Raw genomic sequence first — 15,516 nt, forward strand, 5'->3', positions numbered from 1 at the left:
GCGCCCTCGTGACCCATGAGTCCACCCTCGGTCCGTCGAGCGCGCTGGCCGCGCACGACCCGCAGCGGCCGCGGTTCCACTTCCTGCCGCCGGCCGGCTGGCTCAACGACCCGAACGGCCTCACCCAGTGGAACGGCACCTACCACCTCTTCTACCAGCACAATCCGCACGCCCCGGTGCACGAGCGGATCCATTGGGGGCATGCGACGAGCGCGGATCTGGTGACCTGGGCGCACGAGCCGACGGCACTGACGCCGAGCGCCGGTCCGGACGAGGACGGCTGCTGGTCCGGCGTGCTCGTCGACGACGGCGGCACGCCCACGATCGTCTACTCCGGCCATCGCGGTGGTCGCGAGCTTCCGTGCGTCGCCACCGGTTCGGCGGACCTGCGGACCTGGCGGAAGCTCCCGGACAACCCGGTGATCGCCGGCCCGCCGGACGGGCTGGACCTGACCGCCTTCCGCGACCACTGCGTCTGGCGGGAGGGCGGGCGCTGGCGCCAGCTCATCGGCTCCGGGATCCGCGGCGTGGGCGGCGCGGCCCTGCTGTACGAGTCGGCCGACCTGCGCCGCTGGGAGTACGTCGGCCCGCTGCTCACCGGTGACGTCACCCACGGCTCCACCGACGACCTGAGCTGGTCCGGCAGCATGTGGGAGTGCGTCGACCTGTTCCGGCTGGGCCCGGACGGGGCGGCCGGCGCCGACGTGCTGGTGGCGTCGGCCTGGCACGAGGGCGCCACGCACTACCCGCTCTACTGGACCGGTGACTACCGGGGCGATCGGTTCCAGCCCGTCCACCAGGGGCCGCTCGACCTCGGCGGACGCTACTTCTACGCGCCGCAGTCCTTCCGCGACGAGCACGACCGGCGCATCATGTTCGGCTGGCTGCAGGAGGGCCGGGACGAGTCGACCGTCGCTGCGGCGGGCTGGTCGGGCGTGATGTCGCTGCCGCGCGTCGTCACCCTCGGTGCCGACGGACGGCCGGCGCTGGCTCCGGCGGCCGAGGTGACCATGCTGCGGACCGACCCGGTCACCGTCGCGGCCGGTCCGCTCGGCGACGCCGATCCGCGCCGGCTGTGGCTCGGCGACCAGTTCGACGTCGAGGCGCGGCTGGTGCTCGATCCCGGAGCCGCGGTCGACCTGGTCGTGCGCGCGACCGAGGACGGCGCCGAGCGCACCGTCGTCACCGTCAGCCGCGCCGCGGACGGGCCCGGCGGCCGGATCGCCGTCGACCGCGCGGCCGGCAGCCTGGACCCGTCAGTGGACGCGACGCCACGCGGCGGCCCGGTCCCCCTCGGCCCGGGCGGCGAGGTCGACCTGCGCGTGATCGTCGACCACTCCGCCGTCGAGATCTTCGCCAACGGGCGCGCCCTCACGACGCGCGTCTATCCGACCCGGCCGGACGCCGGCGGCGTCGAGCTGCGCGGTCGTGCCGGCGGCAGCCGGGTGGAGCGGGCCGGCGCCTGGCGGATGACCGACATCTGGGCCTGACGAGGTATTGACGGCGGGTTCGCCCGGCCTTAAAGTCTGCGTAATCGATTACGCAATCGATTACGTTCGGAGCCCGAGGGAGTGCCTCATGAGCGGACCCACGTATCGGGACGTCGCCAGGGAGCTGGGCGTCTCGACGGCGACGGTGTCCCGCGCGCTCGCCGGCGAGATCGGCGTGAGTGAGGAGCTGGCCGAGCGGGTGCGGCGGACGGCCGAGGCGCTGGGCTACCGCTCCAACCGGGCGGCCCGGGCGCTGCGGAAGAAGCGCGCCGAGGCGATCGGCCTGGTCATCTCCGACGTCGAGAACCCGTTCTTCGCCTCGCTGGCCCGGACGGTCGAAGGCGTCGCCGCCGAGCGGCGGCACGCGGTGCTGCTGTGCAACACCGACGAGGACCTCGACCAGGAGCGGCTCTACCTCGACCTGCTGATCGAGGAGAACGTCGCGGGCGTCATCGTGGCGCCCTCGGCCGAGGAGATCGGGCCGCTCGCGCAGCTGCGCCAGCAGGGCATCCCCACGATCACGCTGGACCGCCGCGTCGAGGACGATCCCTTCGACGCCGTCCTCGTCGACCACCGTGCCGGCGCGCGGGAGCTCGTCGCGCACCTGCTCGAGCACGGGCACCGCAGCATCGCCGCCGTCATGGGCACGACGGCGGCCACACCCAGCCGGGAACGCCTGGCCGGCTGCCGCGAGGCCATCGACGCCGTCGGCGGCGCCCAGCTCAGCGTCGTCGAGGGCGAGATGCGCGACGCCGTCGGCGTTCAGGGCACCTTCGAGCTGGGCGAGCGCCTGGCGATGGAGATGCTGACCGGCGACGACCGCCCGAGTGCGGTGTTCTGTGCCAACGGCCTGCTCTCGCTCGGTGTCCTGCGCGCGGTGCGCCGGCTCGGGCTGCGCGTGCCGGATGACATCGCGGTCGTCGGCTTCGACGACCAGCCGTTCTTCGACCTGCTGGACCCGCCGCTCAGCGTCGCGGCCCAGCCACTGGACCAGCTGGGACGGACCGCCGTCGAACTCCTCTTCGAGCGGATCGCCCACCCCGACCGGGACGTCAGCTCGGTCGTCCTGCCGCCCGAGCTGCGACTGCGCCGCTCGTGCGGCTGCTCGGGCACGTGACCGAAAGGACCAAGCTCATGAACGCTCTGTGGACGCCCACCCGGCGCCGGTTCCTGTCCGGCTCGCTGGCCCTCGGAGCCGGCGCCCTGGCCGGGGGCACCCTGCTCTCCGCCTGCGGCAGCGGCGACGACGGCACCAGCGGCGACAACGCCACCATCGACTTCTGGCAGTGGTACTCGCCGCAGGAGGGCGGCAGCTACTCCGTCGCGGCACAGAGCACCTGGTTCGCCGACCTGGCCGACGAGTGGAACGCCCGCGGCGGCGCGCAGGTGCGACTCACCTACATCCCGATTGCGGAGTACATCGAGGGCACGCAGCTGCAGTCCGCGTTCTCCGCGGGCGAGGGGCCGGACATGTTCGTCATCAGTCCCGGCGACTTCCTGCGCTACTACAACGGCGACGTGCTCTACGACCTGACCGACGCGCTCGGCGACGGGGCCGGCGACTTCTACGCGTCGGCCATGAGCAGCCGGACGGTCGACGGCCGCGTCTACGGCATCCCGATGGAGAGCGAGCCGCTGACGATGTTCTACAGCGTCGCCGCGTTCGAGGAGGCCGGGTTGTCCGAGGGCGACATCCCCGCCACCTGGGACCAGCTGCTGACCGTCGCCGAGCGCCTCACCACCGGCAACCGGTTCGGCGTGCTGTTCGAGACCAGCCCGAACGTCTACCAGAACTTCACCTGGTACCCGTTCCTCTGGCAGGGCGGCGGCGACGTCGTCGACGACAGCGGGCTGGCGTCGGCGTTCGACTCGCCGGCCGCGGCGGCGGCGCTGCAGTTCTGGCAGGACGCCATCGCCGCGGGCGTCGCGCCGCGGACCATGCAGGGCGGCGGTGGCGGCGACCTCGTCGCCAACCTCGCCAGCGGCTACGCCGCGATGGCGCAGATGGTGACGGCGGGCGGCTCGTTCCTCGAGGCCGGCGCGCCGGACTTCGAGTACGGCATGTTCCCGCTGCCGGTCCCCGAGGCCGTCGCCGACCCCGTCACGGACATGGGCGGCTGGGCGTTCTGCGTCAACAAGAACAGCGCGAACGCCGAGGCGGCGGCGGAGTTCTGCGCCTGGGCGCTGTCCGGCGACGAGAGCGTCGACCGGATGGTGTCCTGGGCGTTCGACGCCAAGAAGAGCCTGCCGGTGCGCAAGTCGGTGATGCAGAAGGCCGCCGACGACGGGCTGTTCGAGCAGGACTCCCTGATGGCCTACGCCGCGTTCGAGGTCGTCGGGCTCGACCCGGCCGCCCTCGACAGCGACGACACCCCGTACGGCCGCGGCGAGCCGCGGTTCACGCCCGAGGTGGTCAAGGCGGTCACCGACGCCATCCAGGCCGCGCAGCTCGACGGCGTCGACCCGGCCGAGGCGGCCGGACAGGCCCACGAGCAGATCGACGCCGCGCTGGCCGGGTACGACGGCGCGCCGCTGGGCTCGTAGTCATGGCCATGACCCTGCAGCGTCCGCCCGCGGCCGGCGCTGCCACGCCGCAGCCGCGGCGCCGGTCCCGGCGTCGCCGGGAGGCGCTGGCCGGCTACGCCTTCGTGGCGCCGTCGGCCATCGGCGTGGGCGTCTTCGTGCTGGTGCCGATGCTGCTGGCGTTCGGGCTGAGCTTCACCACCGCCGACGGCTTCGGCCGCATGGAGTTCGCCGGCCTGGAGAACTACCGGCGGATGTTCGCCGACCCGCTGTTCACCAACAGCCTGAAGGTCACGCTCCTGTACGTGGGCGCCTTCGTGCCGGGCCTCTACGTCCTGGCACTGATCATGGCGCTGCTCGTGCACGGCGACCTGCCCGGGCGGGCGTTCTTCCGGGCGGCGTTCTTCGCGCCGTACACGGTGAGCCTGGTGGTCGTCGGGCTGATCTGGCGCTACATGCTGGCCGACCGGGTCGGCGTCGTGGACACCGTGCTGCGCCGGTTCGGCGTGGAGCAGCCGCCGTCGTTCCTCGGCGATCCGGACCTCGCGCTGTGGACGGTCGTGTTCATCAGCATCTGGTTCTTCGTCGGCTTCTACATGATCATCCTGCTCGGCGGCCTGCAGGACATCCCGTCGGAGCTGTTCGAGGCCGCGAAGCTCGACGGCGCCGGCTACGCGCGGACGGTGGTCAGCGTGGTGCTGCCGCTGCTGCGGCCGACGACGTTCTTCGCGCTGGTCCTGGCCACCATCGCCGGGCTGGCGGGGCTGCAGGCGTTCGACCTGATCTTCGTGATGACCGAAGGCGGCCCGGCCAACTCGACCAGCCTCGGCATCTACTACATCTACCAGCAGGCCTTCCGCGGCAACCAGTTCGGCTACGCCTCGGCGATGGCGGTCTGGTACGCGCTGGCGCTCATCGCGCTGACCGGCATCGCCTTCTGGCTGACGAAGGGGGGCCGCTTTGACTCCGCTGACCGCTGACGCGGCCGTCGGCTCCGGCGAACGGCGCCGGCGACGGCGCGGGCGGCGGGTCTCCACCGCCCTGGCGGTCGTCCTGGCCTCCGTGCTGGCGTTCGTGCAGCTGTTCCCGCTGATCTGGATGGTGTCCGGCGCGCTGAAACCGTCGGGGGAGACGGCCGGGGCGAGCCTCGTCCCGGCGAACCCGACGCTGGACAACCTCGTCACCGTCTTCACCCGCATCCCGTTCGCGCGCTACCTGCTCAACAGCTTCCTCACCTCCGTCGCCGTGACGGTGCTGCTGGTCGGCCTCGGGGCGCTGGCCGGCTACGCGCTGGCCCGGTTGCGCTTCCCCGGCCGGGGCGTGGTGTTCGGCATGTTCTTCGCGACGCTGCTGGTGGCCCTACCGGTGATCCTGGTCCCGCTGTTCTACGTGGTGAGCCGGATGGGCCTGACGAACAGCTACGCCGGGCTGATCCTGCCGGTGGCGTTCACCGCGTTCCCGGTCTTCCTGATGCGGCAGTTCTACCTCTCGTTCCCCACCGAGCTGGAGGAGGCGGCCGACCTCGACGGGGCCGGCTACCTGCGCCGGTTCGCCCAGGTCGTGCTGCCGCTGAGCGCGCCGATGCTGGCGTCGCTGAGCGTCATCACGTTCCTGGCCACGTGGAACAGCTTCCTGTGGCCGCTCACCGTCGCCCGCGACAGCGACCTGTGGGTCGTGCAGGTCGGCATCGCCTCGTTCCAGAGCCAGTACGGCGGCGAGTGGAACCTGGTGATGGCCGCGTCGCTGCTCGCCGCCGTCCCCACGCTGCTCGTCTTCCTGGTGCTCCAGCGCCAGATCATCGAATCGATCAAGGCCTCCGGACTCAAAGGCTGAAAGGACTGTCTCGTGCCCGATTCCCTCCCCTTCGCCCTCGGTGACGACCTGCTCGGCCGCGTCGCCAAGCGTCGTCGCGCCCGCTCCGCCCGCGTCTCCAGCTGGGACCAGACCGGCGGCAACGAGGACGCCTTCGTCGTCATGCCGGGCGAGACCGCGGTGCTCGCCGACATCGAGGGACCGGGCTGCATCACGCACCTGTGGTTCACCCAGACCTGCCGGCGCATCATCGGGCCCGGGCTCATCGACCCCACGCAGGCCGGCGTCGCGATGCTGGAGATCCACAACGCGCTCGGGGTGAACTGGGAGATCACCGACCCGGACTACTACCGCAAGGTGATCATCCGGATGTACTGGGACGACCAGGAGCACCCGAGCGTCGTCGCGCCGCTGGGCGACTTCTTCTGCGTCGGCAACTCCATCGCGGGCAACTTCGCGTCGCTGCCGTTCACCGTCTCGGTCAAGGACGACGAGCGCCTGAAGTTCGGCGGACCGGCCGCGCTGAACTGCTACCTGCCGATGCCGTTCAACAGCCGGGCCCGCATCGAGGTCGAGAACCAGAACGATGTCGCCTACGTGCAGTACTACTACGTCGACTACGAGCTCTACGTCGACCCGCTGCCCGACGACCTGCTGTACTTCCACGCGCACTGGCGGCGCGAGAACCCGTGCGACGGCTGGGGCCCGGACCTGCAGGTGAACAGCCTGGAGACGCAGGTGCCCAACCTCGACGGCGCGGGCAACTACGTCATCCTCGAGACCGAGGGCGCCGGCAACTACATCGGCTGCAACCACTCCGTCGCGCACTTCCCGGGCACCTGGTGGGGCGAGGGCGACGACATGATCTTCATCGACGACGACGTCTGGCCGCCGAGCATGCACGGCACCGGCGGCGAGGACTACTTCAACCAGGCCTGGGGCATGCAGCGCAACGCGTACCCGTTCTGCGGGACCATCGTGCACGAGGGCGACGTGCCCGGCTACCAGGTCAGCTACCGGTTCCACCTGGCCGACCCGGTCCGGTTCGACAAGCGCATCCGCGTGACCATGGAGCACGGGCACGCCAACCACCTCGCCGACGACTGGGCGTCGACGGCGTACTGGTACCAGACGCTGCCCGGCCCCCGGCTGGACATCCCGCCGGTGGAGCAGCGGCTGCCCCGCCGGCCGCGGACGCCGCCGTCGGACGGCATCGTGGCGCCGGGCCGCACCGGGCTGGACGAGGTCCGCCAGGCGATGCTGCGTCAGCGCGACGAGCGGATGGGCGAGTTCGAGCGCAAGCGCGCCGAGTGGCTCGAGCGACGGGCCCGCGACACCCGGGCCCGTCAGGTCGCCAACGCCGAGCAGGCCCGCCGGATCCGCGCCGCCTACCTCGACGGCCTGCGATGACGCAGCGAGCACCGGCGCACGCGGAGACCGCCGTCGCCCCCGATCACTGGCGGCCTCGGTACCACGTCACCGGCGTCCGGAACTGGATCAACGACCCCAACGGGCCGGTACACCTCGACGGCCGCTACCACCTGTTCTTCCAGGCCAACCCGCAGGCGCCGGCGTGGGGACCGCCGCACTGGGGGCACGTCAGCTCCGCCGACCTGGTGCACTGGACCCGCCACCCCACGGCGCTGGCGCCGTCGCCCGGCGGGCCCGACGCCGACGGCTGCTGGTCCGGCTGCCTGCGGGTCGTCGACGGCCGGCCGGCCATCTACTACACCGGCGTCGTGGGCGAGGACGACGACCGGGTGGAGTCGGTCTGCCGGGCCTGGGGCTCACCGGACCTGCTGACCTGGTCGAAGGAGCCGGAGCCGTTGCTGGCCGGACCGCCGCCCGAGCTCGGCAGCGGCTTCCACCGCGACCCGTTCCTCTGGCACGACGGCTCTGGCTGGCAGCTGCTGCTCGGCAGCGGCACCACCGCGGGGGAGCGACACGGCCAGGTGCTGCGTTACGACTCGCCGGACGGTTCCCGCTGGCGGTACCGGGGTGTCTTCTTCGCCGCGCCGCGATGGGCCGGCGGGCTGGATCTCGGTGAGCTGTGGGAGTGCCCGCAGCTCGTGGTCTCCGGATCGTCGGTGGCGCTCGTGGTCAGCTGCCAGGTGCCCGGCGCGCCGCGCCCGCTGACGCACGCCGCCGGCTTCGTCGGCTCGATCCACGACGGGCGCTTCCAGGGCGAGCCGGCCGGGATCCTCGATCAGGGCGACGCGTTCTACGCCCCCGCGGTCACGACGGACGCGGCGGGGCGGACGCTGTTGTGGGGCTGGGCGCAGGAGGCGGTGCAGCCGTCGACCCAGGCGACGATGGGCCAGGTCGGCGCGTTGACGGTGCCGCGGCAGCTGACCGTCGTCGACGGCCGGCTCGACCAGGAGCCGGTGGCCGAGCTCACGGCGCTGCGGCGTGCGGAGCTCCGGCCCGGTGACCCGCCGGCCGAGCCCGTGCTCGAGCTGGCCGGGTCGCCGGACGGCGACGGCTGGACGGTGACCGACGACGTGGCGCGGCTGCGGGTCGGGGCCGGCCCGGACGGGCTCGCGGTCGAGGTGGCCGACCCGATCGGCGGCGAACGATCCTTCACGTTACGGCGGCCCGCCGGCGCGCCGGTCCGCGTGTTCGTCGACGGATCGCTGGTCGAGGTGTTCAGCGGGGGCGCCGCTCTGACCACGAGAACGTACTGGGCGCGGCCGCGGGTGCGGCTGAGCGCGTCACGGCGCGGCGACCTTCAGGCCTGGCAGCTCGACGCCGGCGGCCCGCGGTCAGCGGAGTAGGTGGAGCACCATCTCGGTCAGTGCGGCGACGTCGGCCTCGGCCATCGGCGCGCCGGTCATGCCCATCCGGTGCAGCACGGTTCCGACGATGACGTCGACGAGGAGCAGGACCCGGTCTGTGGGCTGGCCCAGCAGCTCCTGGAGCACGAGCCGGCCGGGCTCCTGCAGCCGCGTCTCCAGGATGTCGCGCAGACCCGGATCACTCATGGCGTCGACGAAAACGCCGGCGAACGCCGCGCCCACGCCGGGCTCGCCGACCTTCGCCACGATCACGCGGACGAGCCAGGACACGATATCCTCGCGGGTGGCGCCGTCCGGTGGCGCCTCCGGGCCGAACGCGTCGACGACGCAGTCGGTGATCAGGGCGCCCTTCGACGGCCATCGGCGGTAGATCGTCGTCTTGGCGACGCCGGCCGCCGCCGCGATGCGATCCATCGTCGCGTCGGCATAGCCCAGCTCGTGCACGGTGCGCAGCGTCGCCGCGAACACGGTCGCGTTCAGGTCCGAGCGAGGCCGCCCGGGCGCGGACGGTGTGGAGGCCGGCACCACGGCAGGCTATCCTGAGGCATTACGCTACCGCGAGTAGCGTAATTGACTTCGGGAGGACGCATGAGCGGCAAGGCGCCACTGGGCACCCGGATCCTGCGGGACACCCGCGACTGGGAGACCATGACCGACGACGAGGCGATCGCCGCACGCGAGCAGGCCAACCGCGCCGGATCGTCCCGGCTCGCCCGCATCGTCACCGGCCGGCCGGACCGTCACGCCCGCATCGAGCAGGCCACGATCGATCTTCCGGGTCGCCGCCTGACGCTGCGGGTGCACCGCCCGAAGCGCCCGGACCGGCGGCTGCCGCTGATCGTCTCGTTCCACGGCGGCGCCTTCATCGCGGGCACCGCCGCACAGAACGACTGGCTCAACAGCCGGCTCGCGGCGCACTGCCCGGCGGTGGTCGTCTCGGTGGAGTACCGCCTCGCGCCGGAGCACCCGCTGCCCGAGCCGGTCGACGACGGCTACGACACGCTCGTCCGGATCGTCGACGACCCCGTCGGCTGGGGCATCGACCCCGCCGCGGTGGCCGTCATGGGCGAGAGCGTCGGCGGCATGATCGCCGCGCTGATCGCGTTGCGGGCCCGCAAGGACGGCCCGCCACTGCGTGCGCAGGTGCTCAACTACCCGACCACGGACTGGACCGAGACCATGACCGACTACCCGTCGATCACCGAGAACGCCGCCAATCCCACCCTCCCGCTGTCGCGCCTGCGCGCGGGGCGGAAGCTGAGTCTGCAGCCGACGCTCGACCCGCGCGACGTGTCCCCGCTGAGCTTCGAGAGCCTCGCCGACCTGCCGCCGGCCCTGGTCGTCACCGCCGCACTGGACCCGGTGGCCGACCACGGACGTCTCTACGCCGAACGGCTCCGTGGGGACGGCACCCATGTGCGAATGACCTGTTGGCCGAGGGCCACCCACACCTTCCTCAGCACCCCCGGCCTGGTGCCGGCCGCCCGGCCCGCCAGCCGCGAGATCCTCAGCTTCCTGCGCGACCGGCTGCATCCGGCTCCGCGAGGGTAGCGGCGGTGCGGGCGAGTGCGTCCCGGAGCCGGGCGGTGTCCTCGAGGACGTAGTCGTCGACCATGCGGCCCCAGCGGATGCGAACCCACTGCACGCCCTCGTTGGTGTAGGCGCTGCCGTCGGCCAGGGTGGCACTGATCGCGAGCCTGACCACCACGGTCGTGTTCCACGGCCAGCCCTTGACCAGGATCTCGGTCGGTTCCAGGTGCAGCCCGGGCAAGATCTCGGCCGCCCGTGCGAACCAGCGGGCGAACTCCTCCCGCCCGGTGAGGTCCGCGCCGAGAGCGGAGTCGCCGACGAACCGGAACCGCACGTCGGGAGCCGCCTGAGCCACCGCGGGCCGGAAGTCGCCGGTCTCGGCGATGCGGGTCCAGAGCCGCCGCACCTTCGCTCTGACGATCGCGTGGTACACGGCCATCCCTCCCGGCCCACGCGTGACTTGCTGTCTGCAAGCTGCCTTGTCGGGAGCCTATGCCGCGTTACTTGCTGACTGCAAGTGACTATTCTGGGGTCATGGACCGTGATCGTTTCGCCGGTATCTCCTGTTCGGTGGCGCGGGCGGCGGGAGTCGTCGGCGACCCGTGGGCGCTGCTCGTCCTGCGCGATCTCTACCTCGGCCTGACCAAGTACGACGAGCTGCGCCGTGACCTCGGTGTGGCCACCAATGTCCTGGCCGACCGGCTGAACCGGCTCGTGACGGCGGGCCTGGTGACGCGCGAGGCCTACCGGGACGCGCCGGTGCGGCACGAGTACCGCCTCACCGAGGCCGGCCACGATCTCTACGGCGTCGTGGTCGCGCTGATGGCGTGGGGCGACCGGCATCTGGCGCCGGACGGGCCGCCGATGCTCCTGGTCCACGCCGGCTGCGGCGAGGTCACGGTGCCCACCGTCGTGTGTGACACGTGCGGCGGACCGCTGACCGATGACACCGTCACGGTCCGTCCCGGGCCCGGCGGGCGGCACGCCCCGGGCACCGCCGTCATCGCCGAACGGCTGGCCGCAAGCGCGTAGAGCGGGTCACTGTGATCGTGGTCACATTTACCGGGATGGCGTGCTGACGAGCGCCGCGGTGCCCTCTTCTATGGGAACGGCCGCTCGGAGTTGTGCGGCAGCCCGCGTGCGCGAAGGGCGTGCTCGACTCTCAGCGGTGTGCGGAGTCAATGAGGAGTTGCCGAGTTGTCCTTGCTCGACCAGTCGAGCATTCGTGTCTCGGGCCTGTACGGCGCCCCCCGCCTGCCGGCCCCTCTCGTGGAGCGCCCGCGGTTGCTCCAGTTGCTCGACGGGCCCCAGTCGCTCACCGTGCTGCGCGCGCCCGCCGGTTTCGGCAAGACGACGCTGGTCTCGCAGTGGGTACGGAGCCACCGGCGGCCAGGCGTGTGGATGACGGTCGACGCCGACTGCGGGACCAGGTTGGGCTTCTGGCGACGCCTCGAAGAGCTGTTCCGAGCGGCCGGCGAGGGCCTCCTGCAGACAACCGAAGGACGTGCCGCCCTCGACCTGCGCGGCCGGGTGATCCGGCTGGCCGCTGCGGTGTCGAGGCCGACCGTCGTGGTCGTCGACGACATCGACCGAATCGAGGACGGCGGGGTCCTCGACGACCTCCTGGTCCTGTTGCGGCACGGCGAACGGATCAGACTCGTCGTGATGACCCGTACCTCGGCGGCCTTCTCCGAGCCGGAGGTCCGCCTCGAGTTCCAGCCTCAGGTGATCGAGGGGGGTGACCTCTGTTTCACTCCGGCGGAGACGGCGAGCGCCCTGGCCGGCGCGGGCGCGCTCGACATCGACTCCGATCTCGTCCGCGACGTGACCGCGGGAGTTCCCTTCGCCGTCAGGACTCTGGCCGCAGAGGCGTCGCCGGCCGACGGCGGCGCGGCGCTGGCAGAGCTGCTGGACCAGCACGTGAAGCGCATGCTGCGCCGCTCCTACGGCCGCTCGGCCTTCGGGCGCTTCCTCCTTCGGACGTCGCCGGCGGAGGAGTTCGACGCCGACGTCGCCGCCGACCTCGCGCAGGTGACCCGCCCGGCCGCCGTGCGGTATCTCGCCCAGGCCGAGGCCGACGGTCTGGGATCGTGGACCGGTGGCCGGGCGGGCGACCCCGACGCCCGGTTCACGTTCCTTCCACTGGTCCGCTCCGCGTTGTGGTCGCAGCTACGGCATGACGGCCCCGATCTGGCCAACGAGCTGAGCCGGCGCTACGCCCGCTGGTCGATGACCCACGGCAGTCCGTACTCCGCGACGATCGCGGCGGTCCGTGGGGGTGACCTGACCCTCGCCGCCAGGGCGATCTGGCCGGGCTTCTTCTCGGTGAGTGCGCACGACTCGGCCCGGACGGTGGCGGCGCTGGAGACCATCCCGTGGCGCACGTTGCACGAGTATCCGGCGTTGGCGCTGTTCCTGGCCACGCAGTACGGCGCGTCGGACACCGGGCGCGCCCGGGCGCGACGGCTGTACACACTCGCCGCTGCCTCGGCACGCCGCCTGCTGCAGGCGGCCACCCTGGGCGAGGTCGAGCGGTTCGCCTTCTCCGTGATCGAGATGGTGTCCTCCCGGATGATCGGGCGCACCGAGGCGGCAGTGGCAGCGGCGGGGCGCGTCCTGCAGGTGTACCGGGGCTTCTCGGCGGCTGCTCGACAGGAGTTGGACGGGATGCTCGCCTCCCGGCTCATGCTGGCCGGGCATCAGTTCTGGCAGGCCGGGGAGATCGGCCGGGCGATCGAGGTCTACACCGAGGCGAATCTTCTTGCTGCCGACGAGGACGCCGAAGCCTTCACGGTTCCGCTCCTCGCGGCTGGAGCGGCGGTGCTGGGGAACCTGCCGCTCGCGCAGGAGTGGATCGCACGCGCGCGCCGGCTCGACTGGCCGGTCGACGAGAAGGACGACTATCTCGGTTCGCCCTATCACCTGGCCGAGGCGATCGCCGCGCTGGAGCGGTTCGATCTCACCGCGGCCGAACTCCACGTCCAGGCCGTGGAGCAGACCTTCTCGGCGTACGAGTACTGGGCGTGGTTCCTGCCGGTTCAGGCGTTCGTTCACGCGGCCAGGGGCAGGCCGCACGCGGCGCTGGTGCGGCTGCGGGCGGCGAGAGAGGACACGGAGCGTCCGCCCGCGACCGCTGAGCTGCGAGCCGTTCACGATGTCGTCGCAGGCCTGCTCCACGTCAGCGCCGGCGAGCTCGTGCTGGCCGAGCGGGCGGTGGCCGGTCGATCGCCCGCGTCCGCGGGCGCGCTGATGGTGAAGGCTCTCTCGGCCCTGGCCAGCGGGTCCGCCGAGCCGGCGGCCGAACTGGCGCGGGCCGCGCGCAGCCGGGCCCGGGATCCGCGGTCGACGGCGATCGCCCTGCTCCTGCACGCGGCGGCAACGATCCGGCTCGGTGAGCAGAAGGTGGCGTCCGTGAGCCTCGAGCGAGCCGCCGCGGTGATGGACCTGAACGACCTTCGCACGCCACTGGCATTCCTTCCGCCCGGGGACCTGCGTGCCGTCGGCGACGTCGGCGTCCTGCCCACGGCCTGGTTGAGCGGTGTGCCCCGGCTCTTTCCGGACGCGGCTCCGCGCTACGACCTCACCGCGCGGGAGACGCGTCTCCTGACCAGACTCGCCACGTCGGACGCCACCTTGGCCGATCTCGCCGCGGACCTGCATGTCTCGGTCAACACCCTGCGCGCTCAGCGCGCCAGTCTCTATCGCAAGCTGGGTGTGCGATGCCGCACCGAGGCGGTGGAGGTGGCCGAGGCCGCCGGGATCCTCACGGACGCGCCCTGAAGCGGCTCGGCGACCCGGCATCGGCGGCGACGTCCTCGCGCGCGGCGAGGTCGGCCCTGATGCGGGGGAGCTGCCGGTCCACCGTGTAGGACAGCAGCAGCACGGCGACCAGCACCCAGACGACGACCGGGAGCCCGTAGAAGCAGAACCGGATGGCGGCGACGGCGGCGGCTGACTGCCGATCGGCGTCCGGCCGATAGCCTCCCGCCGCCAGCAGCCAGCCGAGGGCCGCGCCGCCCAGCGCGGAACCGGCCTTGGCGGAGAACGCGGCCAAGGCGGCGATCAGACCCTCGGCCCGCACGCCGCAGCGCCACTGGCTGTAGTCGACGATGTCGGCCAGCACCGCGTACTCCACGGAGATCAGCAACCCGAGCGCGGCGCTCGCCAGCGCCGTTCCGGCCAGCACCGGGGCGATGTCTTGTCCGAACGGTATCGGCAGGGCGAAGCCGATCACTTGGATCATCAGTGCGGCGATGAGGGTGTTGCGCTTGCCGAACCGTCGCGCCAACGGTCCGGCCACGACGAGTCCGGCGACCATGAGGACGGGCAGGAGCCCGAGGATCGGAACGAGGTCCTCGCGGCCCAGATAATCGCGGCAGAAGTACACCGTCGAGGCGACCCGCGTGATCGACGCCGCGTTGATGAGTACGCCGGCGGCGATCATGATCTTGACTGGGCGATTGGCCCGGAGCACCTGCCTGACCCCCGCGAGCCGCAGCCGGTGATCCACGGAGGCGCGTTCCCGCAACGTGGCGAACGCGAACAGGAACAGGACCAGGGAGAGACAGCCGAGCAGGCACAGGGTCAGCGTGTAGCCGCGGCGGTCGTCGCCGCCGCCGAGCCACGCCACCAGGGGGAGTGCGGCGGCCCCGGCGGCGACCGACGTGACGAGGTTGCCCGCGGTCCGGGCAGCCGACAGGCGGACCCGCTCGCGATCGTCCGTCGTCATCCCGGCCAGAATCGAGATCACCGGGATCGTGGCGGCCGAGTACACGAGACTCAGCAACAGATAGGTGACGTAGGCCCACGCCAGCCGGCCCGACTCGGACCAGTCGGGTACCGAGAAGGTGAGCACGGCCAGGCTCGCGAACGGCACGCTCACCCACAGGAAGTACGGACGGGACCGCCCCCACCGCGTACGGGTGCGGTCGATGACGACGCCGATCACCGGATCCACGAGGGCGTCGAGCAATCGCACCAGCAGGAACAACGTTCCCACCGCCGCGGCGGGGATGCCGGCCACGTCGGTGTAGTAGACGACGAGGTAACCGCCGACCACGGTCCAGATCATCGTGGCCGCGCCATCGGCTGCGGCATAGGCGACGAGCGGGGATCGGACGGTTAGCGACCGGCGGTACGACACGGCGCCGATTCTTCCAGTCGCCGCATTCCTAGGAGGACTAAGTCCGAGGGTGAATTCACCCAGCACATCGTCGGCCTTTGTCCTTTTTCGACCGCTTTATCGGTCAATGGGATAGGGCAGCGGCGAGCACCTTGACGCATTACTGACCACGGATTCGTCCGATTCTCTTACGTTCTTGCCGCTGGTGCTCCGGCGGCGTATCCACGTCGGCCGGGGCATCGGC

13 protein-coding genes are annotated in these 15,516 nt (G+C 71.9%); 10 read left to right on the plus strand and 3 right to left on the minus strand.

From position 1 onward, the window contains the following. The first annotated feature begins 8 nt into the window (after window positions 1-8). From C1I92_RS02025 to C1I92_RS02055, 7 genes are all read left to right on the plus strand, one after another. Window positions 9-1,490 (plus strand): glycoside hydrolase family 32 protein, encoded by a 1,482-nt coding sequence (locus C1I92_RS02025; protein ID WP_111252986.1) that lies wholly within the window; start codon window positions 9-11, stop codon window positions 1,488-1,490. 88 nt (window positions 1,491-1,578) lie between these two features. Further along, window positions 1,579-2,607, plus strand: a complete 1,029-nt coding sequence (locus C1I92_RS02030; RefSeq protein ID WP_111252987.1) for a LacI family DNA-binding transcriptional regulator — start codon at window positions 1,579-1,581, stop codon at window positions 2,605-2,607. A gap of 17 nt (window positions 2,608-2,624) precedes the next feature. Next, on the plus strand, window positions 2,625-4,034 hold the full coding sequence (locus C1I92_RS02035; RefSeq protein WP_111253030.1) for an ABC transporter substrate-binding protein: 1,410 nt from the start codon (window positions 2,625-2,627) through the stop codon (window positions 4,032-4,034). An 8-nt stretch (window positions 4,035-4,042) separates the two neighbouring features. Next, window positions 4,043-4,993, plus strand: a complete 951-nt coding sequence (locus C1I92_RS02040; protein WP_111253031.1) for a carbohydrate ABC transporter permease — start codon at window positions 4,043-4,045, stop codon at window positions 4,991-4,993. Beyond that, window positions 4,983-5,846 (plus strand): carbohydrate ABC transporter permease, encoded by an 864-nt coding sequence (locus C1I92_RS02045; RefSeq protein WP_438940515.1) that lies wholly within the window; start codon window positions 4,983-4,985, stop codon window positions 5,844-5,846. Before C1I92_RS02040 ends, C1I92_RS02045 begins: the two co-directional genes overlap by 11 nt. Window positions 5,847-5,858: 12 nt before the next feature. After that, window positions 5,859-7,235: a glycoside hydrolase family 172 protein gene (locus C1I92_RS02050; RefSeq protein ID WP_199520866.1), complete on the plus strand. Its 1,377-nt coding sequence runs from the start codon at window positions 5,859-5,861 to the stop codon at window positions 7,233-7,235. Beyond that, on the plus strand, window positions 7,232-8,599 hold the full coding sequence (locus C1I92_RS02055; protein WP_111252988.1) for a glycoside hydrolase family 32 protein: 1,368 nt from the start codon (window positions 7,232-7,234) through the stop codon (window positions 8,597-8,599). Before C1I92_RS02050 ends, C1I92_RS02055 begins: the two co-directional genes overlap by 4 nt. On the opposite strand, the gene C1I92_RS02060 is transcribed toward C1I92_RS02055, so the two are convergent. Next, window positions 8,588-9,145 (minus strand): TetR/AcrR family transcriptional regulator, encoded by a 558-nt coding sequence (locus C1I92_RS02060; RefSeq protein ID WP_199520867.1) that lies wholly within the window; start codon window positions 9,143-9,145, stop codon window positions 8,588-8,590. The genes C1I92_RS02055 and C1I92_RS02060 overlap by 12 nt on opposite strands. A gap of 123 nt (window positions 9,146-9,268) precedes the next feature. Here C1I92_RS02060 and C1I92_RS02065 point away from each other — a divergent pair, with 123 nt between their 5' ends. Next, complete coding sequence (locus C1I92_RS02065) at window positions 9,269-10,171, plus strand: alpha/beta hydrolase (RefSeq protein WP_111253034.1); 903 nt, start codon at window positions 9,269-9,271, stop codon at window positions 10,169-10,171. Here the strand turns inward: C1I92_RS02065 and C1I92_RS02070 are convergent. Beyond that, window positions 10,128-10,589, minus strand: coding sequence for a nuclear transport factor 2 family protein (locus C1I92_RS02070; protein ID WP_111252990.1), 462 nt, complete (start codon window positions 10,587-10,589; stop codon window positions 10,128-10,130). The two genes, C1I92_RS02065 and C1I92_RS02070, sit on opposite strands and share 44 nt — an antisense overlap. Before the next feature lie 95 nt (window positions 10,590-10,684). On the opposite strand from C1I92_RS02070, the gene C1I92_RS02075 reads away from it, so the two are divergent. Beyond that, on the plus strand, window positions 10,685-11,182 hold the full coding sequence (locus tag C1I92_RS02075; RefSeq protein ID WP_111252991.1) for a winged helix-turn-helix transcriptional regulator: 498 nt from the start codon (window positions 10,685-10,687) through the stop codon (window positions 11,180-11,182). Between the two features lie 261 nt (window positions 11,183-11,443). Continuing rightward, a complete protein-coding gene (locus C1I92_RS02080) occupies window positions 11,444-13,930 on the plus strand; it encodes an AAA family ATPase (RefSeq protein ID WP_158563912.1) in 2,487 nt (828 codons plus the stop codon). Here C1I92_RS02080 and C1I92_RS02085 read toward each other — a convergent pair. After that, window positions 13,914-15,293, minus strand: coding sequence for an MFS transporter (locus C1I92_RS02085; RefSeq protein WP_146604983.1), 1,380 nt, complete (start codon window positions 15,291-15,293; stop codon window positions 13,914-13,916). The genes C1I92_RS02080 and C1I92_RS02085 overlap by 17 nt on opposite strands. Window positions 15,294-15,516: the final 223 nt, after the last annotated feature.

Origin of the sequence: Jiangella anatolica (assembly GCF_003236295.1) — a bacterium.
Lineage (GTDB): Bacteria > Actinomycetota > Actinomycetes > Jiangellales > Jiangellaceae > Jiangella > Jiangella anatolica.